The sequence below is a fragment of the Streptomyces sp. CA2R106 genome (genome assembly GCF_037034245.1).
GTDB lineage: Bacteria > Actinomycetota > Actinomycetes > Streptomycetales > Streptomycetaceae > Actinacidiphila.
Window position 1 is genome coordinate 641,862 of sequence record NZ_JBAGKC010000001.1, and the last position, 26,084, is coordinate 667,945.

At 72.0% G+C, this 26,084-nt stretch carries 14 protein-coding genes; 10 read left to right on the plus strand and 4 right to left on the minus strand.

The window, feature by feature from the left end; translation table 11 throughout:
• Positions 1-226 precede the first annotated feature (226 nt).
• Positions 227-1,288, minus strand: a complete 1,062-nt coding sequence (locus tag WA788_RS02805; protein ID WP_335971100.1) for an SGNH/GDSL hydrolase family protein — start codon at positions 1,286-1,288, stop codon at positions 227-229.
• Positions 1,289-1,543: 255 nt separating this feature from the next.
• Between WA788_RS02805 and WA788_RS02810 the strand changes: the two genes are divergently transcribed.
• A complete protein-coding gene (locus tag WA788_RS02810) occupies positions 1,544-2,938 on the plus strand; it encodes a cystathionine beta-synthase (RefSeq protein WP_335971102.1) in 1,395 nt (464 codons plus the stop codon).
• Between the two features lie 416 nt (positions 2,939-3,354).
• Here WA788_RS02810 and WA788_RS02815 read toward each other — a convergent pair whose 3' ends face one another.
• Positions 3,355-3,777 (minus strand): hypothetical protein, encoded by a 423-nt coding sequence (locus WA788_RS02815; protein WP_335971104.1) that lies wholly within the window; start codon positions 3,775-3,777, stop codon positions 3,355-3,357.
• Between the two features lie 91 nt (positions 3,778-3,868).
• Here WA788_RS02815 and WA788_RS02820 point away from each other — a divergent pair, with 91 nt between their 5' ends.
• From WA788_RS02820 to WA788_RS02840, 5 genes are all read left to right on the plus strand, one after another.
• A complete protein-coding gene (locus WA788_RS02820; RefSeq protein WP_335971106.1) occupies positions 3,869-5,239 on the plus strand; it encodes an AMP-binding protein in 1,371 nt (456 codons plus the stop codon).
• Between the two features lie 219 nt (positions 5,240-5,458).
• On the plus strand, positions 5,459-7,648 hold the full coding sequence (locus WA788_RS02825) for an MMPL family transporter (protein WP_335971108.1): 2,190 nt from the start codon (positions 5,459-5,461) through the stop codon (positions 7,646-7,648).
• A 305-nt stretch (positions 7,649-7,953) separates the two neighbouring features.
• The gene (locus WA788_RS02830; RefSeq protein WP_335971110.1) at positions 7,954-10,299 is read left to right on the plus strand and encodes a hypothetical protein; all 2,346 of its coding nucleotides are present in this window, start codon (positions 7,954-7,956) and stop codon (positions 10,297-10,299) included.
• Between the two features lie 165 nt (positions 10,300-10,464).
• The gene (locus WA788_RS02835) at positions 10,465-16,500 is read left to right on the plus strand and encodes a hypothetical protein (RefSeq protein ID WP_335971112.1); all 6,036 of its coding nucleotides are present in this window, start codon (positions 10,465-10,467) and stop codon (positions 16,498-16,500) included.
• Positions 16,501-16,736: 236 nt separating this feature from the next.
• Positions 16,737-17,603, plus strand: a complete 867-nt coding sequence (locus WA788_RS02840; protein WP_335971113.1) for a MurR/RpiR family transcriptional regulator — start codon at positions 16,737-16,739, stop codon at positions 17,601-17,603.
• A 61-nt stretch (positions 17,604-17,664) separates the two neighbouring features.
• Here the strand turns inward: WA788_RS02840 and WA788_RS02845 are convergent, their stop codons facing one another.
• Complete coding sequence (locus tag WA788_RS02845) at positions 17,665-19,284, minus strand: LPXTG cell wall anchor domain-containing protein (RefSeq protein WP_335971115.1); 1,620 nt, start codon at positions 19,282-19,284, stop codon at positions 17,665-17,667.
• A gap of 217 nt (positions 19,285-19,501) precedes the next feature.
• On the opposite strand from WA788_RS02845, the gene WA788_RS02850 reads away from it, so the two are divergent.
• The gene (locus WA788_RS02850; RefSeq protein ID WP_335971116.1) at positions 19,502-20,044 is read left to right on the plus strand and encodes a hypothetical protein; all 543 of its coding nucleotides are present in this window, start codon (positions 19,502-19,504) and stop codon (positions 20,042-20,044) included.
• A 56-nt stretch (positions 20,045-20,100) separates the two neighbouring features.
• On the opposite strand, the gene WA788_RS02855 is transcribed toward WA788_RS02850, so the two are convergent.
• A complete protein-coding gene (locus WA788_RS02855) occupies positions 20,101-21,435 on the minus strand; it encodes a diaminopimelate decarboxylase (RefSeq protein ID WP_335971297.1) in 1,335 nt (444 codons plus the stop codon).
• Between the two features lie 141 nt (positions 21,436-21,576).
• On the opposite strand from WA788_RS02855, the gene hutU reads away from it, so the two are divergent.
• The 3 genes from hutU to WA788_RS02870 all read left to right on the plus strand — a co-directional run bounded on the left by hutU (position 21,577) and on the right by WA788_RS02870 (position 25,924).
• The gene (hutU, locus tag WA788_RS02860) at positions 21,577-23,241 is read left to right on the plus strand and encodes a urocanate hydratase (RefSeq protein WP_335971117.1); all 1,665 of its coding nucleotides are present in this window, start codon (positions 21,577-21,579) and stop codon (positions 23,239-23,241) included.
• Positions 23,242-23,375: 134 nt separating this feature from the next.
• Positions 23,376-24,572, plus strand: coding sequence for an allantoate amidohydrolase (locus WA788_RS02865; protein ID WP_335971299.1), 1,197 nt, complete (start codon positions 23,376-23,378; stop codon positions 24,570-24,572).
• Positions 24,563-25,924 (plus strand): formimidoylglutamate deiminase, encoded by a 1,362-nt coding sequence (locus tag WA788_RS02870; RefSeq protein ID WP_335971118.1) that lies wholly within the window; start codon positions 24,563-24,565, stop codon positions 25,922-25,924. Before WA788_RS02865 ends, WA788_RS02870 begins: the two co-directional genes overlap by 10 nt.
• Positions 25,925-26,084 lie beyond the last annotated feature (160 nt).

Here is a 26,084-nt window from a genome sequence, read left to right on the forward strand (position 1 = left end):
GAAGAGTTTCACAAAGGATGTCGGGGAGCTGTGGACCGAGTGCCCCGGCAGCCTCTCGCGGCGCGCTCACCAGGCATGATCGCCCTCTCAAGTGAGCGCGTACGGGCACCGTTTCCGGGTGAGGTTACAGGAGTAGGTGAACCCCTGGGCGGACGCGCGGCACCGGGCGCGCCGCCCGCGACAGCCCGCCCGCACGCCGCCCTCACGCTGCCCGCACGCCGCGCCCTCACGCGCCGCGCCGGGCCGCACCCTCCGCCGAGGTGCCGGCCGCCGCCCCGCTCTCCTCCTGCGGGTGCTCCTGCTCCACCGGACGGCGCCGCCGCCGTTTCAGCAGCGCCCACGGCCCGCGCGGGCCGGAGGACACGGTGCGGGCGGCCGTCACCTCCGTACCGCCCTCCTCCGCGGCCTCCGCCGCCGCCTGCGCGACCGGCAGGAAGCCCTCGCCGCGCCGCGCGTCCGGCCGCTCGTCGGCCTCCGGCCACAGCCCCAGCGAGGCGCACAGGGTGGGCAGGAGCGCCATCGCCGCCGTCGCGTAACCCTCCGCGGACGGATGGAAGTTGTCCGGCCCGAACAGCTCGCGCGGCCGCGCCTCGAACTCCGGGCCCAGCAGATCGCCGAGCGAGACCGTACGCCCGCCCAGGTCCACCACCGCGATGGTCTGCGCCGCCGCGAGCTGCCGGCTCGCCCGCCGGGCCAGCCACCGCAGCGGCTGGTAGACCGGCTCCACCGACCCCAGGTCCGGGCAGGTGCCGACCACCACCTCCGTACCGGCCTCGCGCAGCCGCCGCACCGCGTCGGACAGCAGCCGCACCGAGGTGGACAGCGGCATCCGGCGCGTCACGTCGTTCGCGCCGATCATCAGCACCGCCACGTCCGGCGGCGGCAGCGCCGGGTCCAGCAGCAGCGACACCTGGCGGTCCAGGTCGTCGGACTTGGCACCGGACAGCGCCACGTTCGTCAGCTTCACCGGGCGCTCGGCCACCGCCGCCAGCCCCGAGGCGAGCAGCGCCCCGGGCGTCTCCCGGGCCCGCCGCACCCCCTGCCCGGCCGCGGTGGAGTCGCCCAGGAAGCCCAGCCGCAGCGGCGGCTCGCCGGTGCGGTGCGCGAACGCCGAGCCGTACCGGCCGTCGGCCCGCGGCGGCACGTCGCCCGACCCGCCGACCACCCGCTTCGCCAGCCGCGCCTCGGTCAGCAGCAGCCCGACCGCGGCCCCGCCCAGCAGGCTGATCCCGCCGCCGCCGAACGCCGCCGCGGTCGCGATCCGCCGTGCCACCCTCGCCCTGGACATCAAGCCGGCCACCTCCCTGGACTGTCCGTACCCACCATGCGGCACCGCGCGCACCCGCCACCCCGCCACACGCCGAAGACCGGGCAGCGGCCCCCCGCGGCTTCGCCGCCTCCGCGGCTTCTCTACCCACCGGGGTGCCGGCCCATCGCGGCGCCGGCCCGCGCGGCGCTGACCCGCCGGGGCGCAGACCGCATCGTCCGGGTTTCCCCCAGGCTCTAATCTGTTGCCACCATTACGGAGAACCCGGAGACAACGGTGCAGTTTCACGACTCGATGATCAGTCTCGTCGGCAACACCCCGCTGGTGAGGCTCAACAGCGTGACCGCGGGAATCAGAGCGACCGTCCTGGCGAAGGTCGAGTACTTCAACCCCGGAGGCTCGGTCAAGGACCGGATCGCCCTGCGGATGATCGAAGCCGCGGAGGAGAGCGGCGAACTGCGCCCCGGCGGCACCATCGTGGAGCCCACCTCCGGCAACACCGGGGTCGGCCTGGCGATGGTCGCCCAGCGCAAGGGCTACCACTGCGTCTTCGTCTGCCCGGACAAGGTCTCGGCGGACAAGATCAACGTCCTGCGCGCCTACGGTGCCGAGGTCGTGGTCTGCCCGACGGCCGTGGACCCCAGCCACCCGGACTCGTACTACAACGTGTCCGACCGCCTGGTGCGCGAGACGCCCAACGCCTGGAAGCCGGACCAGTACAGCAACCCGAACAACCCGCTGTCGCACTACCACTCGACCGGCCCCGAGCTGTGGGAGCAGACCGAGGGCCGGATCACCCACTTCGTGGCCGGCGTCGGCACCGGCGGCACCATCTCCGGCACCGGCCGCTACCTCAAGGACGCCAGCGGCGGCCGGGTGAAGGTCATCGGCGCCGACCCCGAGGGCTCCGTCTACAGCGGCGGCTCCGGGCGCCCGTACCTCGTCGAGGGCGTCGGCGAGGACTTCTGGCCGACCGCCTACGACCGCGAGGTGGCCGACGGGATCGTGGCGGTCTCCGACAAGGACTCCTTCCAGATGACCCGCCGGCTCGCCCGGGAGGAGGGCCTGCTCGTCGGCGGCTCCTGCGGGATGGCGGTCGTCGCGGCCCTGGAGGTGGCCGCCGGGCTCGGCCCGGACGACGTCGTCGTGGTGCTGCTGCCCGACAGCGGCCGCGGCTACCTGTCGAAGATCTTCAGCGACGAGTGGATGGGCTCGCACGGCTTCCTCGACGAGGGCGAGGGCGAGCCGCGGGTGGCGGACGTGCTCGCGCGCAAGGACGGCGGCCTGCCCAACCTGGTGCACATGCACCCGGACGAGACCGTCGGCCAGGCGATCGAGGTGCTGCGCGAGTACGGCGTCTCGCAGATGCCCGTGGTCAAGCCCGGCGCCGGGCACCCCGACGTCATGGCGGCCGAGGTGATCGGCTCGGTGGTCGAACGCGAGCTGCTGGACGCCCTGTTCGCCAAGCGCGCCGGGCTGGACGACCCGCTGGAGAAGCACCTGTGCCCGCCGCTGCCGCAGGTCGGCTCCGGCGAGCCGATCGGCGACCTGATGACGGTGCTGGAGCGCGCGGACGCGGCCATCGTCCTGGTCGAGGGCAAGCCGACCAACGTGGTCAGCCGCCAGGACCTGCTGGGCTTCCTCGCCGCGCACGGCGCCGGCACCGTCTGAGCAGGTCCGGGGCGGGCGGCGGGCCGGTCCGGGGCGGAGCCGCCCGGTCCGGTCCGCCCGGGGGAAGGGACGCGGAGGGACGCGGGCAGCGGAAAAGGCGAGGACCGCCGCACCCCCGGGGCATCGCAGCCCGGGGGGCGGGACGACGGCGGTCCTCGCCTGCGGACGCGGGCCGGGTCAGGGCCGGGCCTGCGCGTCCAGGGTCACCATGGAGTCCGGGAGCCGCTCCGGAAGCCTTGGCGCCACTTGGGTGCCGGCGCGGCCGGCGGAACCGCCCGCGCTTTCGACACCACCCAATGTGCCGGACGCGTGTTAAGCACGTGCTGCGTGGACGTGACGTGGACGTACCAGCTCGCGGAATCCGGCGCGGCGCACCCGCTGTCCGGTTCCGCGGCCCCCGGCGGCCCCCGCTTCCCCTACTTCCACTCGTCCTCGTCGTGCGGGCGGCGGTCCCTGGTGAAGAGGCTGCCCATGCCCTGGGCGACGTTGACCGCCACGATGCCGGCCCAGGTGATCAGCAGCCCGGTGGTGCCCGCGTTGACCGCCCCGATCGCGGAGAGCGGGATGGCCGCGATCATCGTGAAGCCGGCGAAGCCGTAGCGCGCGAAGCGGGGGCTGCCCTGCGGCGGCCCGATCGGGCGGCGGTCGGCGCGCGCCGACGAGGTCTGCTGCTGGGCCAGTTCACGGCGCACCCGCTGCTCGACGTGGCTGTCCACGCGGGTGGCCACCTTCTCCATGAACGAGTCGACGAGGGCCGGCTCGTACTCGTCGCCGAGTGTCCTGCGCGCCTCCAGGGTGGCGGCGAGTTCCTTCTTGAGTTCCGGGTCGCGGGCGTCCATGAAGGCCACCGTAGAGGCGGGGCGGGTGGGCGACACTGGGGCTAACCCCCCGGTTCTCCCGGGGGTTGGACCGTCCAGTAGGAGGATTCCCATGGCATCGGTGCCGCTGCTCACCGCGTTGCAGGAGGGGCCGGACCGCCCCGACGCGCTGCGGGTCGACGGCAGGGCGTGCAGCTACGAGGAACTGCTCGGCGCCGCGGGGGCGGTCGCACGGCGGGTGGCCGGGCGGGAGGCGTTCGCGGTGGAGGCGGGCGCGTCGCTGGAGACGGTCGCGGCCGTGGTGGGCGGGCTGCTGGCCGGGGTGCCGGTGGTGCCGCTCGCCCCGGACGCCGGGCCGGACGAGCGGGCGCACGTCCTGCGGGACTCCGGCGCCGACGTGGTCGCGGTGGACTTCGCCGAGCGCGCGGACTTCACCGAGCGGGCCGACGGCGGGGCGGGTGCCGGGGCGGGGGCGGACGACGAGGGCGGCAGGCCCGCGCTGGTGCTCTACACGTCGGGGACGACCGGCCCGCCCAAGGGCGTGATGATCTCCCGGGCGGCGATCGCCGCGGACCTCGACGCGCTGGCGCAGGCATGGCAGTGGACGGCGGACGACACCCTGGTGCACGGGCTGCCGCTGTTCCATGTGCACGGCCTGGTGCTGGGCGTGCTCGGCGCGCTGCGGGTGGGCAGCCGCCTGGTGCACACCGGCCGGCCGACCCCGGCGGCGTACGCGGCGGCCGGCGGCACCCTCTACTTCGGGGTGCCCACCGTCTGGCACCGGGTGGTGCGCGACGAGGCGGCGGCGCGGGCGCTGTCGGGGGCGCGGCTGCTGGTGTCGGGCAGCGCGCCGCTGCCGGTGCCGGTCTTCGAGTCGCTGGCCCGGCTGACCGGCCGTGAACCGGTGGAGCGCTACGGCATGACGGAGTCGCTGATCACCGTCTCGGCCCGGGCGGACGGCCCGCGGCACCCGGGTGCGGTCGGCACCCCGCTGCCGGGGATCAGCACGAGGATCGCCGAGTCCGCCGACGGCATCGGCGAACTCCAGCTCACCGGCCCGACCCTCTTCGACGGCTACCTCGGCCGCCCGGAGGCGACCGCGGCGTCGTACACCGACGACGGCTGGTTCCGTACCGGCGACATCGCGGCGGTCGACGCGGACGGCACGCACCGGATCGTCGGGCGGGCCTCCACCGACCTGATCAAGTCCGGCGGCTACCGGATCGGCGCGGGCGAGGTGGAGAACGCGCTGCTCGCCCATCCGGCGGTACGCGAGGCGGCGGTGGTCGGCGCGCCGCACACCGACCTGGGGCAGGAGATCGTCGCGTACGTGGTCGCCGACGGGGTGAGCGCCACCGAGCTCACCGACTTCGTCGCCAGCCGGCTGTCCGTGCACAAGCGGCCCCGCCGGGTGCGCTTTCTCGGTGAACTCCCGCGCAACGCCATGGGCAAGCCGCAAAAGCGGTTGCTCCCGCCGATGTGACCGGGGTACTCATACCGGGGTCCCGTTCGCCGCGGCCCGGTGCGGACGGCGGTCGCCCCGGGGTGGCGGTTTGCCCCTAGCCGGGCGGCAAGTAGGATCTGGCTCACAACCCGCCCATATGACAATCTCCGGTCGGCGTGCGCGCCGTCCGGGTCGCCGATACCCGGGTACCGCTCCAAAGGGTGGCGGTGATATGTCCTGCCATGGAGGCAGCACCGCATGTTCCACCGCATCGGACGCGCCGTCGTCCGCCATCCCGTATGGACGATCGTGGCGTGGCTCGTCGCAGCCGTCGCGATCGTCGCCACCGCACCGAGCCTGCCGTCCAACAGTGACGAAAGCAGCTTCCTGCCCAGCAGCTACCAGTCGATCAAGGCGATGGACCTCCAGGAGAAGGCGTTCCCCTCGGCGTTCACGCCGTCGGCGATCGTCCTCTACCAGCGGAACGACAACGGCCCGCTGACCGCTGCTGACAAGGCCGACATCGACACGATCACCAAGGGCCTCGGCGGCAAGCACATCGACCAGGTCCAGAAGGTCGTCGCGGGCAGCGAGTCCAAGGACCACAAGTTCTCCACCGCCTACGTCCAGATGGACAAGAAGTCCGACGGGCAGCCCAAGCAGGCCGACGCGGCCAAGGCGCTGCGCACCGACTCCAAGGACCTCGCCAAGGGCACCGACCTGAAAGTCCAGGTGGGTGGCTCGGCCGCGCAGAACCTCGACCAGTCCGAGGCGGGCAACACCTCGGACGCCGTCGCACTGGTCGGCTCGCTGCTGATCATCATCATCACGCTGCTGATCATCTTCCGGTCCCCGCTGGTCGCGATCATGCCGCTGGTGATCCTGATGGGCCTGGTCTTCACCACGTCCAACGGCCTGATCTCCTACGCCACCAAGCTCTTCGGCCTCCAGGCCAACAGCTCGATCTCCGCGCTGCTGATCGTGGTGGTGCTCGGCGTCGGCACGGACTACTTCCTGTTCCTGATGTTCCGCTACCGAGAGCGGCTGCGGCTGGGCGACGAGCCCAAGGAAGCGATGATCAACAGCGTCACCAGGGTCGGTGAGGCGATCGCCTCGGCGGCCGGCGCGGTGATCATCTCCTTCCTGGCGCTGGCCCTGTCCACCCTGGGCTTCCTCACCCAGCTGGGTCCGGCCCTGGCCATCCTCGTCGCGGTCACGCTGATCGCGGGGCTCACGCTCTTCCCGGCGATCTGCTCGCTGATCCCGCCGCGGGCGCTGTTCTGGCCGGGCAAGAAGTGGAACCAGGAGCCGTCCGGCACCCGCTTCACCTCGATCGGCCGGATGCTGGGCAGCCGGGCGGGGCTGGTGGCGATCGTCTCCGGCCTGGTGATGGTGCTGCTCGCGCTGGGCACCCTCGGCTACAAGGCCGACTACGACCTCGCCTCCGGGTCCATCCCCAAGACCAAGGAGTCGATGGTCGTCCAGGACAGCATGCAGAAGGCGTACTCCGCCGGTGCTGCCGACCCGACCTCGGTCTTCCTCACCAGCACCGACGGCAAGTCGCTGTCCGGTGTGGACTTCACCGCGTACAAGGACAAGCTGGCCAAGGTCGACGGTGTCGCCACGGCGAGCTTCGACCGGAGCACCGGGCTGAACAAGGACGGCACCACGGCCCTGTTCAACCTGACGCTGAAGTACTCCGGCGCCAGTGACAAGGCGATCGCGGCGGTCGGCGACGTCCGCACGGCCGCCAAGGACAACGCCCCGCCGGGAACCGAGGCGGTGGTCGGCGGCACCTCGTCGATCTACCGGGACATCAACGCGGCGGTCAACCACGACTACCGCACGGTCTTCCCGGTGGCCGCGATCCTCATCATGGTGATCCTGGGGCTGCTGCTGCGCAGCGTGGTGGCCCCCTGGTACCTGATCGCCTCGGTGGCCCTCGGCTTCGGCGCGACGCTCGGTGCCACGGTGCTGATCTTCGGCCGCGGCAGCGGGCTGATCTTCATGCTGCCGATCATCATGTACCTGTTCGTGGTGGCGATCGGCACGGACTACAACATCCTGATGATCGCGCGATTGCGGGAGGAGGCCCGCGAGGGCCGCGCCCCGCGGGAGGCCGCCGCCGAGGCGCTGCGGCACGCCGGCCCGACGATCGCCTCCGCCGGGTTCATCCTGGCGGCGACCTTCGCCACGCTGATGCTCTCCGGCAACTCCTTCCTCACCGAGATGGGCTTCGCGATCGCCTTCGGCATCGTGGTGGCGGCGTTCGTGATGGCGCTGTTCTTCACGCCGAGCCTCACCGCGCTGATCGGGCACGCCGCTTGGTGGCCGGGCCACGCGGACCGCGCCACCGGCCCGCGGGGCGGCAGCCCCGCGGTCGCCGCGGGCGGCGGTCAGGACGGCACGCACGGCGCTCCGGAACTGGACGGGACCGGCCGCCGCTAGCCTGCGCACACATCGTCCCCAGGGAGGGCCGGGCGGGCCGCAAGGCCCGTCCGGCCCTTTCCGTTTCCGTTCCCCGCCGGGAGAAGCGCGCCGGAGGCGGGCGGCAGCCCGTCGACCGACCCGGGCTTGACGCGTTCGGTTCCCACGACGCGAGTCGGAGTGGGGAGGCGAACGTTCGTAACCAACTCGGTCACTGGTGATCATCACAAAGTGACGAAACCGCTTCCGGAATGTTCCAGGTCGGCATACCCTGCGGAGATTACCGAGCCTCGGGCCACAGCGGACCGAGGCCCGGCGGAGGTGTCATGGGTGGGGATCCGTATGTGCCGGATGTGCCGGATGTGCCAACGGCGGTTGACGAAACATGGGGGCAGAAAGAGTTACCGACGGCCCGGGGCAAGCTGCAGGTGTCTGACCCATACGGTGACCAGGCGCTGCTGACCCCCGCCATGACAAAGGGTTACGAGGCCGTACCCGCCGAAGAACGCGAGCGGTTGCGACGCTATCTCGAGGCTGTTGTCGCGGTTCGCCGGGCGCCCGTGCACACCACGGTGGCCTTCAACGCCGTGTATTTCGGATACGACCTCGACGGTGACGGCTATGGCGGAAGCCCGCTCCGCCTCGACGACTTTCCGGTGATCACTTCGGGTGAGCGCTCCCCGGCGCTCCCGGTCGGCTCGATGGTGTGTGTGGCCACCGGGTCGGACCCGTTGTACGCCGAGATCGTCTACAGAGAGGGTGCGCACCCGGAGATCGGTGCACTCGGTGACGTGCCGGCATGGGTATCGGGGGCACCGGCAGGAGCCGAGGGCCCAGGGAAGCCCGGAGACGGGTCGACGCCACTGCGAAGAGAACTCCTGGTCCCGGACCCCGACGCCTTCGGTCCGGCTCTGAGCCTGTCACCGGCCCAACTCCACCGTCTGCGCACACGGCGGCGCTGGATCAACGAGGACGGGCATGTCCTCGTGGATGTCCGCTACTCCTCGGCGACAGCGGCCCGACGCGACGAACTGACAGCCTATGCGGACCACCTCCTGACCACGGCACGTGAGCAACTGCTGAGCCCTTACGTCCCGGTGTCCCTTGCCACGCTGGTGGGTGGCACACGTGACCCGGACCTGCGGACAGGGCTGCTCGGCCTCCTCGGAACGGTACGGGATGTGCTCAACTCCAGTGATGCCGTGCGCCTTTGGGGTGACTACGCCATGACCCGGACTTCCCTCGCTGACTGCTGGAAGGACACAGGGCCCCTGGGCGGAGACGACCTCAGGTCACTCGCCGCAGCACTCGAGCGCGCGGCGATCCCAGGGAAGCGCCGCTACGGTTTCACGACTCCGGTCACTGTGTACACCGCCGTCGGACCACGTCTCCGCGCCTTCTCGGGGGCGACGGAGCTCCTCAGGGGACTGGGGTACGCCGCCGCGGTGTGCAGGGCGAACGTGGCGCTCGCGGACATCGTCCGAGGTGACAGCGAACAGGGTCTTTTCGACAACGGCTCCCGCATCACGCTTGACGACGCCTTCGAAGGCGGAGGCGTGTGGCGGTCGCGTCATCCTGGCGACGGGGAAACATCCGGAGATCCCCTCGTCCCTGCCGGAAACGGCTGGGCGTCCACATTGCCCGCTCGTTCGGAACCGGAGTTGGAGCCCGGAACGCTCCCGGTGCCGGTCGATGCGCCATTGGCCGACGACGCATCACTCAGTGCGACCGAACTTCTGCGGAGCAGTGTGCAGGAGATCGTGTGGCGGACGCCTCTCCGGCTGGCCCAGCTCATCGACGGATGGGTACCCGTGCATCCATTCGCCGTCGAGGAACTCCGCTGGCATCATGGTGATCCTGTCACCGTGTGCCTCGAACTCGAACATGTTGACCAGGCATCGGACGCGAGAAGCGCGGCTCAGGAGGTCGTCGCCGAACTCGGTGACGATGCCGGCCGGTTGACCGGAATAACCTGGCCCGACGGCTTCTTCCCCGGACTTGTGCTCGAGCTGCGGCTGCGCCGTGGTGAACCGGTGATCCACCTTGCCACGACGCCGCTCAAGGAGCCGGTGCGGATCGGTGATCGCGAGACCGCACACTGGTACGACCCCCGCGTGCTCACCAGGGAAGATGTCCCGGGCAGCGACCGCCACGGTGACAGTGCAGTCGGGCTCGGCCCGCAGGATCTGGTGATGCGTACCGTGCGTCGTTGCGGTCTGTTGACTCTGGACGGTCATGCGCTGATGGATCCATCGGTCCTACCGAGCGCGGTCTACGGGTGTCGGCCGGCCCGGTCACAGGTCGACGCTCTTGAATCGGCAGTCGCAGAGTTGCTCGCGAGAAGAATCCTGGAACCGGCTCTCGGCAGCCGAGATGCCTGGGGGCAGCCGGTTTTTCCACCACGTGACGGACAGCCGACCATCCCTCTCATCGGCTACCGCCCGGCCCAACCACGACTGATACGTCTGTGGGCGGGCGACGAATCGACAGGTGACGAGTTCAGAGGCGTCCAGTTCGTTCCCGGTCATCTGCGCCGTCTTCGGCCTGACCACTGCCCGAGCGACGTTCAGCGCGCGGCGTTCCGGGAACACTGCCGCCGGCTCGGTAAGGCAGACGGCTGGGAACTCCCCTACGGGTACACCTTCGTCACCGAGCACACACGAGGACGCTGATCTGTGTGCTTTGCGTGCCCCGCAACGGGGCCGTGGCCCTCCTTCACCTCCTTCTCGATGCCCGCAGAAACAGGAACGGAGCATGCGTACATGCAGGATCGCTACCACGTCGTCACGGAGCCACCGTTGTCTCCCCCGAGCGTCTCGGTCCAGAAACTCGGGGGCTTGGCCGACGCACTCAACGCCTTGGAACATCCGGCCATCGCGGCGCTGAGCGACCTCACGGCTGACCTGGTGGAGTTGGCCTTCAACTCCTTGCCGCCTCGGGAGCGACAGCTCCTGCTCGGAAGTCTGAGCATCCGAATGGCTGCCCCTCGGCGGGTGAGCAAGGCCCTGTGCCGGGACGTTCTCGCCAGACTGCGTCGGGAAGCGCGTCAGCACGCTTGCACATGTGGGACCCAGCGGCTCACGGCCACCGTGATCAACCAGGTCGGCGACTTCGTCTTCGCGCAGGACAGCAAGACGGTTCCTGACCCTGTCACCCGGTGGGGCGCGACGCTCGTTCGCGCGACGGTGTTCGCGTGGTGCAACGCGTCTGTCGCCGATGCGCACGTCCTTGCCTGGATGGCGGACCGGGACTGGTTGGCGAAGGCGGTCGACGACAAGGAAGCGACTCTGCTCGCCGCAGTCGGTGCAGCCGCTCATTCCGTTGTCGCGGAGTATCCGGATTTCACACTCCGGCCGACCGAAGACGACGGGCCGCCGCGTGCTGGCAGCGGAGCGCCCGCGCGCTCTGCTGTTGACGCCATATCGAGTACGGATGCCTGCCCGTCCGAGACGGCGGCACCCGACCCGGATGCCTCCGACGAGGCGGCCGAGGCGGTATCCGACGCTGGGGGAACGGACGGCAGCACGGATCCGGAACTGGCTTGCCGACAGTTGGAGTCGGACCTCGTCCCCGCCCGGCAGGCCGCGGAGAGGGTCGCTGCCAGGGTCGCGGACGGTTGTCCTCCACAGGACGAGGATCTTGACCGTCTGACCGCGTTGGGCGTTGCTTTCGACAGCGTCGAGGAGGTGTTCCGCACGGTGGGGATTGTCGGGGTGCCTCGCCGTTTCGAAGACTTGGCGCGCGCCGCACGCACACACCGAGCGGCACATGAGCGCGACGCCCTGGCGCGGACATCACTCCTCGAACTGCAGGACCTCGTCTCCCGTCCCGGCAGCTCTGCTGCTGCCGGAGCGGCCGCGGAGGCGGCCCGCGGCGCGGCCCAACGTCTGCTGGACACACCAGCGTGGGAGGAGGCGCAGCGGGAGGAGAGCGCCGCACTGGCCGCCTTGGTGCAACTGGTCAAGCTGGGGCGACAGGCCCACGCCGCGGCTCAGATCCTGGCGCTGCAGGAGGAGGTCGTGCGTGTCCTGCCCACGTGTGCCATGGCGGCGATCTTGGCTCCTGAGCTGATGCTGTCCCAGCCGGAGGAGGTCGTCCGCGCGCCTGCTGGGACCGGGGAGGTCGCTGTCGCCGAGCCCGGGCCCGAGGTGGATGACGGGACCGTGGAGCCGACGGCCGCACCACAACCCGACCCCGCAGAAGAAACCGTCGGCCACCCCGCCGAGAAGGCAACTTCCCCCACCGTCTCCCCGTCAGGAGAAGCTTCGGTCGCCCGGACAGCGGTGCCCGAGCCGGACGGTGGCACGGGCGTACAGGCAGCACGCCACGCCGACACCGGTCCGGCGCCCGGCACGATCACGGATGCACCTGTCCCCGGGACCGTCGAACCTGCGATCGGTGCGGCCGACGATGCAGCTGCACACGAGGCAGCCCTGTCCGAGAGCGGCTGCACGGGCGACCGTCCGGCCGAGAAAGCCCTGGCGCAACTCATCGCGGAACGTCGCTTCGGCCTGGCGCACCACTTGGCGAAGGCCGCCGGATCGCCCGAGTCGCAAATAGCGGCGCTCCGCCTGGCAGGCGCCGCCGCATTGCTCACCTCTGGTGACAGTCAGACCGCTCGGCTGACGACCGACTTGCTCCAGGAGTACGGCCGGTACGCCGGCCGGGACGCCGACGGCGGTGAACTGCTCCTGCTCCCCGCCCTGCTGCGCATTGCGTTGATCACGGGAGACCACTCGGCAGGTGCCCAGCTCAAGGCGTTGGTGCCCCGGCTTCCGGACACGCTCGGGGAGGCAGCCACAGTTGTCGCCGACCGCGCCCTCAGCGGCGCGCTCATGATGGCTTCTCCACTCGCTGCCCATACGTCCGAAACCGAGGTACGGCTGCGAGAGCTGCGCGATCAGAGCCGGTCCCTCCTCGTGCCTCAGCGGTTGCGGTTCGCACGCGCGACGGAGATCGCGAAACGCTGGCTGGCCCCTGGCGACGGGATGCTCGGCGCACTGCTCACGGCCGTTGCCGGCGACAATCGCGCAGCGATGCAGCAGGTGCGCGAGCAGGCCGAGCGCCTGTCGAAGCTGACCGAAATCAGCAACGAGATCGATCGCATGGACCGCAAGCACCGCCCGTCCAGCGGCAAGCCGCTGCAAGGCTCCGGACGGCAGGACCTCGTGCACTTGGTCGAGCGAGCTGTCGGCCTGGTCAAGGAGTGGTGCCTGTTGGTCGACGGTACCCGCCGTGGCGATCGCTCCGACGTCAATCGTGCGGCCAAGGAGGTGTCGGCCCTGCGCCGCTCCCTGTTGGAGGGAAGAGCGGCCGCGCTGGCCGATCTGGAGCAGTTGACGCGGAGCTCGGACGCCGTCTCGGCCGCCACGGCCTGGGCTGCACGCGCCTCGATGGAGGACCTGTTCGCCCTACTGGCCGGTGAATCCGCGATCACGCGTTCCGGAGCCGCCATCGACCCGGAAATCGTGCTGCACGCGGAACTGCTGAAGGTGTGCGACACCTCTGACGCAGAGCCGACGCTCGACGAACTCCTCGCAGCGGTCGACCGGACGTGGCAGGACGCCATGGCAGAACGGTTGTCACGCGATGCTTTCGGAGCAGCCCGTATCATCGTCGAATTGGCTGGTCGGCGGCTGCTTCCCGCGGCCGGGGACGAGGATTTCGCGGCGTTCGAACACACCGGGATGGACGACCTGGAGGTCGAACGGCGCTCGCAACTGCGTGAGGCACGCGGTGTGCTCGTGGCCGAACTGCACCGCGCACAGGCGGACGGTGCTGTCACCGAGGACCAGGACCTGGGTCTGCAGGAGCTGCTGGCCGATGCCCACGACCGTCTCGAAGGCACTGCCCGTTACGACCTGGTCGATGTGCGCCGGGCGCTCGACAAGGTAAGGAGTGATCTGCCCGCCTTCCGGCAGCAGGCGGCTGATCGGATCCGTGCCCGGCTCGACGCGCTTGACCACACCGCGGAGGAGCGTCTTCAGGTCCTGCGGCGCTTGGAGACGAACGACCTGGCCACCGCTGCCGACCTCGTGTACTTCCTCGAGATCGGTGAGCAGGTCCCGGAGATTGAGGGCGGCGAGTCCCACCTGCCCGACTTCTTCCCGGGCGTACCCCACGGGCTGCCACGAGGCATCGACCACGACCTCGTGCACCTGCTCCGGTCTGGCGGAGAGCATCCGACGCTCCCCGTCCTGGACTACGCAGGCCTCTCCACCGACGAGGCGGCACTCGCGGCCGATGCCCTCGACGAGTGGCGCGCTCTGGCCGCCGCCGAACCGAAGGACCGTCTCCACGTTGCTCCGAAGCGGCAGGTACCGCCGCTTCTCAAGCTCTTGGGCTACGACGCCAAGAGTGCCAGGTCGCTCGACGAACGCTCCCAGCACCGGCGGGAATACCGTCTCTTCGAGGCCATCGGCGTGGAGATCAACGGCAGGGCGAAAGCTCCCGCGTTCGGCTCGGAGATCGTGGAGCACGGAGGCAATCTGCGGGTGATGATGGTCTGGGGCAGGCCCCCCGCCAAGGTGGTCATGAGCTGGGCGGAGCGTGACACGAGCGATGCGAGCCTTGTCGTCATCTACTTCGGCACGCTGAGCGTTGAGGCCCGGGTCGAACTCGCGGTCGGCTCGGATCGGTTGCAGCCGCTCCTGGTCGTGGACGACGCGGCCATTGCCTATCTTGCTGCTCGCGGCAACCGCCAGGTCAGCACTGCCACGCAGACACTGTTGCCCTTCTCCGGCGTCAACCCGTACATCAGGGAGAAGCGTGGGCGCATCGGCGGTGAGATGTTCTACGGCCGTGACGCCGAACGCAAGAGCATCCTTGATCCACGCGGCACCCAGGTCATTTACGGTGGCAGGGGCCTTGGTAAGTCGGCGCTGCTCGCCGACGCCGGGGAACGGTTCACGGAACAACGTCCCGGCTACCACCAGGCCGTGTACGTCAATCTTGATCAGGAGAACATCGGCAAGGGCAGCTCGTTCGGACCGGAGAGGCTGTGGAGCGTACTGGATCGGGAACTGTCCGAGAACCAGGTGCTCGACGGTCGCCCCCAGGGGCGCAAGACCCCGAATCCACAGCAGATCTCCGAGCGCGTGCGCGCCGGCATCCGCACCTGGCTGGACGGTGACTCACGTCGCCGTCTGTTGATCCTGCTCGACGAGTGCGACCAGTTCTTCGAGGCTGACGCCCCGCGCTTCGACCAGACCAAGAAGCTCAAAGGCCTCGGCTCCGACACCAAGGACCGGGCCAAGGTCGTCTTCGCCGGACTGCACTCCGTGCAGCGCTTCTCCAAACTTGCCAGCAACGGGCCGTTCGGCCACCTCGCACAGACGCCTAAGGTGATCGGCCCGCTGGCTCCGCAGTCCGCGGCCGAACTGCTGGTCGAGCCGATGCGGGCACTCGGCTTCGAGTTCAAGGACCTGGATCTCGTCAACCGGGTGCTCGGCTACTGCTCCTACCAGCCCTTCCTGCTGCAGATGTTCGGGCACCGACTGGTCGAGGTGATGCACCGCAAACGGGTGCGGCGCGGAGCCGAAGGCCCTCCCTACAAGGTGGAAGAGGCCGACATTGAGGTCGTGGAGTCGGATGCCGACCTCCGAGACGGCATCTCGGCGGTTTTCAAGGACACGTTGAGCCTCGACCACCGCTACGACGTGATCGCCAACGTCCTCGCCTACCACGCTCGCCACCGCGGCCTGGAGGTGCGGCTCAGTGACACCGAGCTCCGTGAGGAGTGCGAGACCTACTGGCGCAAGGGGTTCGCGGAGCTCGACACGGAGGGTTTCCGTGCCTACCTCTCCGAGATGGTCGGTCTCGGGGTCCTCGCACCCAACCACGACGGGCTGGGATGGCACCTGCGCGGCCCCAACGCGCTCCGCATGATCGGTACCTCGCACGAGGTGGAGGCTCGCCTGCTCCGGGCCGAACAGGACTGCGAACTGCAGGAGAGCATCGTCCAGGAGGGCCGCCCCGAGCTCCCCGACGGCCAGTCCGCGCCGCTGACCAATACCCAGCTGGACGATCTGCTGGGCGAGCGGTCCAATCGGACCAGGGTTGTCCTCGGTACGCCCGCTACAGGAGTCACGGACGTCGCCTGGACGCTGCGCACCGTCGCAGGGCAGATCGACGGCTGGACACTTCCGGCGGTCGGCAGGCGCAGCGTCTACAAACAGGAGCTCACGGGCGGACGCCCTCGCGAACGACGGGTCGTGATCAGTGACTTCGTCAACTACCGGGAGCCGGTACGGCCCGAGACCTGCCGGGAGGCGCTTGACCTCGCTGATACGCTGCTGCCCGTGACCGCGGGAGTCACGCGCGCCGTCGTCCTCGTGGTCGACACCACCCACCTGCCCCTGTGGCGCACGCTCCTGACGGGAACCGAACCCACCTCGGCCGCCCCGGTGGTGTTGCGCCGCCATGATCGCCGCAGCCTGCGCGGCTGGGCTCAGCGCGTCAACATGTTCCAGACCGAAGACCGCCTTGACCGCCTCCACGAGCTGACCGGTGGCTGGCCCCTCCTCGTCGGCCGAGCACACGGTCTGCACGTTGAACTGGGGGATGCAGACGAGGTGTTGCGTCGTTTGGCGGGTATGCGGATGAACACCGCCGAAGCCCGCGCCTTTGCCGAGTCGACCGGCCTGTACACGGACCAGCAGGTCCTCGTCGGGTACCGGGCCATCGAGGACGAGTTCGAGGACCGGCTGTTCGATGTGGACAGCGCGATCACGGCGGTGGCGCTCAAGATCGAGGACGAGGACGAGGCGCGCTGGATCGTCACATTCCTTGATGCGTTGCAGGTGTTCGACAGAAAGGACAATGAACTCTGTCTCGAACCGTTGCTGCGCCACTGCGTGGCCCTCGGCGTCTGACGGAGTGGCCCACGAGTCCGGCCGCGCGGATATGCGGGCGGCCGGACCGTACGAAGGACCGAGGTAGCGTGCCGTTGCTCTCCGGGACGTCGTGTCCATGACCTCTGCGGCCGGACGCCGATACGTGGTCGTCTTGCTCGGCTGCATATGGTCATGCAGAGTCTTGTTCTGATGAATACCGGTCGCCCCGGGGTGGCCGGTGGCGCGGCTGCGGACAGGACGGGGACGGGACGGCGATGAACGGCGGTACGGGCCACCCAGGGGCCGGCGCGGGGAACTCCTCCGCGCGGCTGCTGAAGCTCTTCGAGGCGCACCGGCTGACGCCGACCCAGCGGCGGATCGCGCACTGCCTGGTGCGCAGGGCCGACGAGGCGGCGTTCCTGTCCAGTGTGGAGGTGGCCGAGCTCGCCGGGGTGAGCCAGCCCTCGGTGACGCGGTTCGCGGTCGCCCTGGGCTTCGACGGCTACCCGGCGCTGCGCAGGCACCTGCGCGAGGTGGCGCCGGCGGCCGAACCGGCGGGCGCGAGCACGTACAACGAGTACCAGCAGGCGGTGCACGCGGAGATCGAGAACCTGCGGCACCTGGCCGACCTGCTCGCCGACTCCGGGCCGGTGGCCCGGGCCGGGGCGGTGCTGGCCGCCTCCCGGCCGCTGCCGGTGCTCGGGCTGCGCGCGGCGGGCGCCCAGGCGCGCGGCTTCGCGTACTTCGCGGCGAAGGTGCACCCGGACGTGCGGCTGCTGGACGAGGGCGGCACCATGCTCGCGGACCGGATCGACGCGGCCGTCCGGGCGGGGGCGAGCGCGCTGCTGTGCTTCGCGCTGCCCCGGCACCCGCGGGAGGTGGCCGACGCGCTGCGCCACGCGCGGCAGGCCGGGCTGACCGTGGTCACCGTGGCCGACAGCGCGTTCGCGCCGGTGGCCGCGCACAGCGACCTGCTGCTGCCCGCGGCCGTGGGCACCGGGCTGGCCTTCGACACGGCCTGCGCGCCGATGCTGCTGGGCCGGGTGCTGCTGGAGTCGATGTGCGACGACCTGCCGGACGCGCAGGCGCGGCTGGAGGAGTTCGACGCGCAGGCCGCGGCCCGCGGGCTGTTCATGGAGTGAGCGTCCCCGCGGGCCGCGGACAGTGGTGACCGGGTGCCTGGCTCCCTGGCTCCCTGGGTGCTCAGGCGCCGGTGCCCGCGCGGCGGACCCTGCGGCTGCGGGCGAGGGCGAGCGCCGCCCCGCCGAGGACCAGGGCCGCGGCACCGACGAGCGTGAGGGTGCGGGTGCCGCTGCTGCCGGTCGAGGCGAGCGAGCCGGTGCCGCCGGTGGTGCTGCTGCTGCCCGGGGCGCTGCCGGCGCCGGTCTCGGTGGTCAGCTGCGTGCTCGCGTCGCCGCCCGTCGAGCTGCCGCCGGAGGAGGCGGTCGGGGTGGCGGTCGCGCCGCCCTCGACGTGCACGGTCAGCGCGGCGGTGTTGTCGGTCGGGTCGGTGTCGAAGGGCAGCGGCGAGTCGTAGACGGTGGTGGCCCGCACCGTGCCGGTGGCCAGCGCCGGGGCGTCGGCGTCGATCCGCAGCGTGAACGGCATCTTCACGCTCGCGCCCGGCCGCAGCGGCGGCTTCGTCCAGCAGATGTACTTCGGCGCTCCGGTCTTCTGCGTGCCCGGGCCGGCTTCCGTCGAGGTGTAGCAGGCGTCCGGCACCTTCACCGCGGTGGTGCCCTCGGGCACGTCGACCATGACGCCGAGCTGGTCGTCGCTGGTCTCGTTGTCCACACTGGCCGGGCCGTTGTTCCGGATCGCGGCGACGACCTGCACGGTGTCGCCCGGCTTGCCGCTCGCGGTGTCGCCGACCGCCGCGAGGTCCGCGGTGTTGTCGGTGTCGACGGTCCAGTCCGCGGTCTTCTGCTCGCCGCTGGGCGCGTCGCCGTCCGCGACGAGCGTGAGCACCGGGCCGTCGCTCCGGTCGGACGGGCCGATCACCGGGGTGCCGGGCTCGGGAGCGGCCTTGTAGCGGACCAGGTCCCACATCGCGCTGCTGGTGACGTCGATCCCGATCGGGGCGGACAGCCGGTACTTCGCGCCGGGTTGGAGCGTCGTGTCGAAGTGGCAGACCATGTTGTTGTCGAGCGTGGCGATGACGTCGTCGTTCGACTTCTTGCTGTACGCGCAGTTGGAGAAGTGCTGCGTGTACGCCAGGCCCTCGGTGGTGGCCATCGTCAGGTAGGCGCCGTCGGCGGCCAGTTGGCCGGTGTTGGCGATCGTGACGGGGGCGGTCAGGTGGTCGCCCGGCTTGGCGTGGCCGACCTTGGCGAGCTTGTTCACCACCAGCCCGACGGCGCCGACGGTGACGCGGACCGTGATCGGGGTGATCGTCGCGTTGTCCGCGGTGCCGGACAGCACCGCGGTGCCGGTGCTGCCCAGCGGCGCGTCCGGCTTCGCGTGGAGGTCGACCAGCCCGCCGGTGCCGCCGACGCCCAGATCGCCGCGCTCCCAGGTGACGGTGTCGTCCGGGTAGCCGCTGTCGGCGGTGGCGAAGGAGCTGATCCCGGAAAGGTCCAGCGAGACGACCACGTCGGTGACGGTCGGGCCGCTGCTCGGCGGGGCGAGCGACCAGCTGATCTGGGGCGGGTCGCCCGAGTCGTCCGGCTGCGGCAGCCCGACGCTGGTGCTCTGCACGACCAGCGGCAGTGTGGGCCCGTCGGCGGCCCGCGCGGGCGCCTGGACCGCGACGGCGCCGAGCAGCGCGAGTGCCGCGGCGGTGAGCGCGGCGGCCGACCGCCGCCAGGTGAGATGCAAGGTCACCAGTTCTTCCCCCAAGTTCCTTGGCGCACGCGCTGGCGCACCGGTGTGACGAACACCCCATCTGACTGCCGGTCCTGGTGAAAGGTTGTGCGGGAGTGGATGACATCCGGTTTAACGAAAATCTGAGATTGGCAAAGTAGTGTCCGTGCCCAGCACTTGGCCGGTGCCGCCGTACTGAAGGGACGGCGGGCCGGCGCGACGGCGGAGGGAGCGCGACGTGGTGCGCGGGGCCTACACATTGGCGCGGGTGGCGGTGACGGTGCGCGTGGCGGCGGGCTGGCTGTGGTGGCTGGGCGTGGTCGCCGCGGTGCCCGGCACGGCCGTGACGTTCAGCCCGACCGGCCGACGGATCGGTGTGATGGCCGGCGCGGCCCTGTTCGTCGTCGCGGCGGCGGTGTCCTTCCTCGTCCGCCGCGGCCGGCACGCCGAACGCGCCAAGGGTGCCTCGCGCGCGGCGAAGTCCGTCTTCCTCCAGGACCGCAAGGTCACCGCGCGGGCGTGGGTGCGGCGGCGCCGCTGGTGGCTGCTGGTCGTGTTCGTGCTCGCCGTCGCCTCGAACGCCGTCCTGCCGTGCGCGGCGGGCATGCTGCTCGGCGGGGTCGGCGCCGGCCTGTGGCTGCGCTCGCGCGGGGTGGCCCGGATCGAGCGCTCCCGGGACGCGCTGCTGTGGGTCCGGCCCGACGGCAACCCGGCGCTCTACCAGCTCACCGGTATCGCCGCGGGCGACGCCGCCCCCGGGGGAGGCCGGCGCCGCCGCTGAGCGGCCCACCCGGCTGGAGGCCCCCGCCGGCCGGTCGGGACGGGGGCGGACACGGCCTACGGCTCGAGCCGCAGTGCCGGGAACCCGGCGCCGCTCTCCGCGAGCAGCTCCTCCTCCGACTGGGCCGCCCGCACCTGCGAGAACGCCACGGCGCCGCCCTCCCGTACGCGGTAGCCGTACACCGCCGGGCGCGGCAGCGAGTTGTAGGCGAAGTGGTTGGAGAAGTAGTAGGCGCCGGTGTCGAGCAGCGCCACATGGTCGCCGGACGCCAGCAGCGGCAGCGCGCGGCCCTTGGCGACGAGGTCCCCGGCGAAGCAGCACGGCCCCGCCACGTCCTGCACCACCGGTTCGCCGCGCTTCTCCGCGCCCTCGGCGTCGAGCGCCAGCACCCGGATCGGCCAGGAGTCGGGCACGAACACCGTACGGGTGGCGACCTGCGCGCCGGCGTGCGTGACGGCGATCGGCCGGCCGCCGGCGGACTTGGCGTACTCCACCCGCGCCAGCACGGTGCCGTTCTTGGCGAGCAGGGAGCGGCCGAACTCCGTGACGATGCCGTAGCGGCCGTCGAAGAGCCCGGGGATCTGCGCGCGCAGCAGGTCGGCGTAGTCGGCGAAGGACGGCGCCGTCTCGTCGGAGCCGAAGTTGACCGGCAGGCCGCCGCCGATGTCGAGCGCGTCGACCTGCTGCCGTCCGGCGGCCGCGTTGATCCGCTCGGCCAGCTCGTAGGCGGCCCGGACGCCCGCGACCATGAGTTCCAGCGGCACGCCCTGCGAACCGGTGTGCGTGTGCAGCCGGTTGAGCCAGGGCCTGCGCGCGTAGGCGTCGAGCACCCACTCCAGCGCGCCCGGGTCGCGCAGCGCCACCCCGAACTTGGAGCTGGCGGTGGCGGTGCTCATCGCGCCGATGCTGCCGCCGCCGACCTGCGGGTTGACCCGCAGGCCGACGGGGCCGGCCGGGGAGCCGGCGGGCGCGGCCGCCCGCAGGCGGTCGATCCGCGCCAGTTCCTCGGGGTTGTCGGCGTTGACGGCGATGCCCAGGGCGAGCGCCTCGCGCAGTTCGGCGACGGTCTTGGCGGGGGAGTCGAGCACGGTGCGCTCCGCCGGGACGCCGGCCGCGCGGGCGAGCGCCAGCTCGCCGGGGCTCGCCACCTCCGCGCCGAGCCCGCACTCGGCGAGCAGGCCGAGCACCGGCACCAGCGAGGCGGCCTTCACCGCGAAGGTGTGCGTCACCGCCACCCCGGGTGTGGCGAACGCGGCGTGCAGGGCGCGCGCCGACTCGGCGATACCCGCGACGTCCAGCAGCCCGACCACCGGTTCGGCCTCGCCGGCCAGCCCCTGCTCCACCGCGGCACGCAGCGCGAGCGCCCGCCGTATTCCCAGCTCATCCGTCATGTCCGCCATGACACCACCTCCACCCGCGGGACTTCCACCCGGGGCCTGTTGACTAGGGGTATTCAGCAGACGAGGATGTGAATATCCAGCTGCGCCACGTGTACGACCCCCATTGACGCCGCCACCAAGGAGGCTTGCCCGATGACCGGACCGAGGCCGGTGCGCGCACCGCGCGGCACCCAACTGAGCGCCCAGGGCTGGCAGCAGGAGGCCGCGCTGCGGATGCTCCAGAACAACCTGGACCCCGAGGTCGCCGAGCACCCCGACAAGCTCGTCGTCTACGGGGGCACCGGCAAGGCGGCCCGCGACTGGAACTCCTTCGACGCCATGGTGCGCACCCTGCGGGGCCTGAAGCAGGACGAGACGATGCTCGTCCAGTCCGGCCGCCCGGTCGGCGTGATGCAGACCCACGAATGGGCACCCAGGGTGCTGATCGCCAACTCCAACCTGGTCGGCGACTGGGCCACCTGGGAGGAGTTCCGCCGCCTCGAAGCGCTCGGCCTGACGATGTACGGGCAGATGACCGCCGGCTCCTGGATCTACATCGGCACCCAAGGCATCCTCCAGGGCACCTACGAGACCTTCGCCGCCGTGGCCGCCAAGCGCTTCGGCGGCAGCCTGGCCGGCACCATCACGCTGACCGCCGGGCTCGGCGGCATGGGCGGCGCCCAGCCGCTCGCCGTGACGATGAACGGCGGCGTGGTCATCTGCGTCGACTGCGACCCGCGCGCCATCGACCGCCGCATCGAGCACCGCTACCTCGACGTGCGCGCCGACTCCCTCGACGAGGCGCTGCACCTGGCCACCGAGGCCCGCGACGCCCGCCGCCCGCTGTCCGTCGGGGTGCTGGGCAACGCCGCCGAGGTGCTGCCGCGGCTGCTCGCCATGGGCGCGCCGATCGACGTCGTCACCGACCAGACCTCCGCGCACGACCCGCTCGCCTACCTCCCGCTCGGCATGGACTTCGCCGACATGGCCGCCTACGCGGCCGACAAGCCCGCCGACTTCACCCAGCGGGCCCGGGAGTCCATGGCCCGGCACGTCGAGGCGATGGTCGGCTTCCAGGACGCCGGCGCCGAGGTCTTCGACTACGGCAACTCCATCCGCGGCGAGGCCCAGCTCGCCGGATACGAGCGGGCGTTCGCCTTCCCCGGCTTCGTGCCCGCGTACATCAGGCCGCTGTTCTGCGAGGGCAAGGGCCCCTTCCGCTGGGCGGCGCTGTCCGGCGACCCCGCCGACATCCACCACACCGACAAGGCGATCCTCGACCTCTTCCCCGAGAACGAGTCGCTGGCCCGCTGGATCAAGCTCGCCGGCGAGCGCGTGCACTTCCAGGGCCTGCCCGCCCGCATCTGCTGGCTCGGCTACGGCGAACGCGACCGCGCCGGCGAGCGGTTCAACGAGATGGTCGCCGACGGCACCCTCAAGGCGCCGATCGTCATCGGCCGCGACCACCTGGACACCGGCTCCGTCGCCTCCCCCTACCGGGAGACCGAGGGCATGCTCGACGGCTCCGACGCCATCGCCGACTGGCCGCTGCTCAACGCGATGGTCAACGTCGCCTCGGGCGCCTCCTGGGTCTCCATCCACCACGGCGGCGGCGTCGGCATCGGCCGCAGCATCCACGCCGGCCAGGTCACCGTCGCCGACGGCACCCCGCTCGCCGCGGAGAAGATCCGCCGCGTGCTCACCAACGACCCCGGCATGGGCGTCATCCGGCACGTGGACGCCGGGTACGACCGCGCCGAGGAGATCGCCGGGCAGCGGGGCGTGCGGGTGCCGATGCGGGAGGGCGACGGAGCGTGAGCGACGCCGCGAGGAAGCAGGGCGGCGGCTTCGGCGGCGGACCGGGCGGACCGGACGGACCGGGCGGCGCGGACCGGCCGGCGGCCGGTGCCCGGGCCGCCGGCCGGGCCCCTTCGGCGCCCGGCTTCCAGACGATGTGGCGCGAGCTGGCCGCCGTCGGCCGCCACGCCGCCAGCGGCGGCTACCGCCGCTACGCCTGGACGCCCGCCGACACCGACTGCCGCGCCTGGTTTCGCGAGCAGGCCGCCGCCCGCGGCCTGGCGTACGAGACCGACCGCAACGGCAACCAGTGGGCCTGGCTCGGCGACCCTTCGGCCGGCGACGCGGTGGTCACCGGCTCGCACCTGGACTCCGTGCCCGACGGCGGCGCCTTCGACGGGCCGCTGGGCGTCGTCTCCGCGTTCGCCGCGGTCGACGAGCTGCGCGCCCGGGGCGCGCAGCCGCGCCGCCCCCTCGCCGTGGTGAACTTCGGCGACGAGGAAGGCGCCCGCTTCGGCCTGGCCTGCGTCGGCTCCCGGCTGACCGCGGGCCGCCTGACGGCCGAGGACGCCCGGCAGCTGTGCGACGCCGACGGGGTGACGCTCGCCCGCGCCATGGAGCGCGCCGGGTACGACCCCGACGCGATCGGCGCCGACCCCGAACGGCTGGCGCGCGTCGGCGCGTTCGTCGAACTGCATGTCGAGCAGGGCCGGGCGCTGGACCTGACCGGCCACCCGGTCGGCGTGGCCTCCGCGATCTGGCCGCACGGCCGCTGGCGCTTCGACTTCCACGGCGAGGCCAACCACGCCGGCACCACCCGCCTCGCGGACCGGCACGACCCGATGCTGACCTACGCCGGCACGGTGCTCGCCGCCCGCGAACAGGCCCGGCTGGCCGGCGCGCTGGCCACCTTCGGCAAGATCGCCGTCGAACCGGGCGGCGTCAACGCCATCGCCTCCCACGTCCGCGGCTGGCTCGACTCCCGCGCCGCCGACGAGGAGACGCTCGCCGCCGTCGTGGCCGGGATCGAGCGCGCCGCGCGCGAGGGCGGCCTCCGCGACGGCGTCGCCGTGGACGTGGTCCGCGAGTCCTTCACCCCGGAGGTCGAGTTCGCGCACGCCCTGCGCGACCGGCTCGCCGCCCTGCTCGGCACCGACGCGCCCGCCCCGGTGCTGCCGACCGGCGCGGGACACGACGCCGGCATCCTCGCCACGGCGGTGCCGACCGCCATGCTGTTCGTACGCAACCCCACCGGCGTCTCGCACGCGCCGGCGGAGTTCGCGGCCGAGGACGACTGCGCCGCGGGCGTCACCGCGCTCGCCGACGTACTGGAGGGGCTCGCGTGCCGGTGACGTACTGGCTGGAGCACGCCTGGCTGGACCCCGCGGTCGAGCCGGGCGTGCTGCTGACCGCGGACGGCGGCCGGATCACCGCGCTGCGCACCGGCACACCCACCCCTCCGCCCGGCGCCGTCGCGCTGCGCGGCCTGACGCTGCCGGGCCTGGCCAACGCGCACAGCCACGCCTTCCACCGCGCCCTGCGCGGCACCGCCCAGCGGGGCGGCGGCACCTTCTGGACCTGGCGCGAGACCATGTACGCCACCGCCTCCCTCCTCACCCCCGACTCCTACTTCGACCTGGCCCGCGCGGTCTACGCCGAGATGGCGCTCGCGGGCATCACCTGCGTCGGCGAGTTCCATTACCTGCACCACCAGCCCGACGGCACGCCTTACGCCGACCCCAACGCGATGGGCCGGGCGCTGATCGCAGCGGCCGCCGAGGCAGGTATCCGGATCACCCTGCTCGACACCGCCTACCTGCGCGGCGGCCTCACCGAGCGCGGCCACCTGCCGCTGGACGGCGCGCAGCGGCGCTTCGGCGACGGCACCGCCGACCAGTGGTACGACCGCTGGTCACTCCTGGCGGACGCCGAGGACGCGACCGGCGCCGGGCACGCCCGGATCGGCGCGGCCCTGCACTCGGTACGGGCCTTCGCGGACAGCGACGGCTACACCGCCTTCGCGGAGCGCACCCGGCACGTGCCGGTCCACATCCACCTGTCCGAGCAGCCCGCCGAGAACGACGCGTGCCTGGCCGTGCACGGCCGCACCCCGGCCCGGCTGCTCGCCGACGCGGACTTCTGGGGCCCGAACACCACCGCGGTGCACGCCACCCACCTCACCGGCGAGGACATCGCGCTGCTGGGCGGCGCGCGGTCCGCGGTGTGCATGTGCCCCACCACCGAACGCGACCTCGCCGACGGCATCGGCCCCGCGCCCGCGCTTCAGCGGGCCGGCAGCCCGCTCGCCCTGGGCAGCGACAGCCACGCCGTGGTGGACCTGCTGGAGGAGGCCCGCGCGATGGAGCTGAACGAGCGGCTGCGCACCCGCACCCGCGGCCACTGGACCGCCGCGGAGCTGCTGCGCGCGGCCACCGCCGACGGGCACGCCAGTCTCGGCCGGCCCGACGCGGGCCGGCTGGCGCCGGGCGCGCTCGCCGACTTCACCACGATCGCGCTGGACTCGGTCCGCACCGCGGGGCCGCCGCCCCGGCTCGGCGCCGAGACCGCGGTATTCGCGGCGACCGCGGCGGACGTGCGGCACACCGTGGTGGCGGGGCGGCAGATCGTCGCGGACGGGCGGCACCTGCGAGTGCCGGACGTGGCGGGCGCGCTGGCCGCGGCGATCGCCGCCGTGCGCGGCTGAGGGCAGCCGGCACCCGTGCGCGGCGCGGCAGGCGTACGAGCAGGCGTACAAGCACGCCTACGAGCAGAGGGACGAGTGGGGCGGGCCGCGCCGCGGGCGCACGGCGCGCCGCCGAACCGGCGCGCAGCCGGCCCCCGGGACGGGACCGTTTCGCGGAGGA

Coding starts and splice junctions, on each gene's coding strand:
- WA788_RS02805 (WP_335971100.1), bottom strand. CDS start 1,288: ATGTCCAGGGCGAGGGTGGCACGGCGGATCGCGACCGCGGCGGCGTTC.
- WA788_RS02815 (WP_335971104.1), bottom strand. CDS start 3,777: ATGGACGCCCGCGACCCGGAACTCAAGAAGGAACTCGCCGCCACCCTG.
- WA788_RS02820 (WP_335971106.1), top strand. CDS start 3,869: ATGGCATCGGTGCCGCTGCTCACCGCGTTGCAGGAGGGGCCGGACCGC.
- WA788_RS02825 (WP_335971108.1), top strand. CDS start 5,459: ATGTTCCACCGCATCGGACGCGCCGTCGTCCGCCATCCCGTATGGACG.
- WA788_RS02830 (WP_335971110.1), top strand. CDS start 7,954: ATGGGTGGGGATCCGTATGTGCCGGATGTGCCGGATGTGCCAACGGCG.
- WA788_RS02840 (WP_335971113.1), top strand. CDS start 16,737: ATGAACGGCGGTACGGGCCACCCAGGGGCCGGCGCGGGGAACTCCTCC.
- WA788_RS02855 (WP_335971297.1), bottom strand. CDS start 21,435: ATGACGGATGAGCTGGGAATACGGCGGGCGCTCGCGCTGCGTGCCGCG.
- hutU (WP_335971117.1), top strand. CDS start 21,577: ATGACCGGACCGAGGCCGGTGCGCGCACCGCGCGGCACCCAACTGAGC.
- WA788_RS02865 (WP_335971299.1), top strand. CDS start 23,376: ATGTGGCGCGAGCTGGCCGCCGTCGGCCGCCACGCCGCCAGCGGCGGC.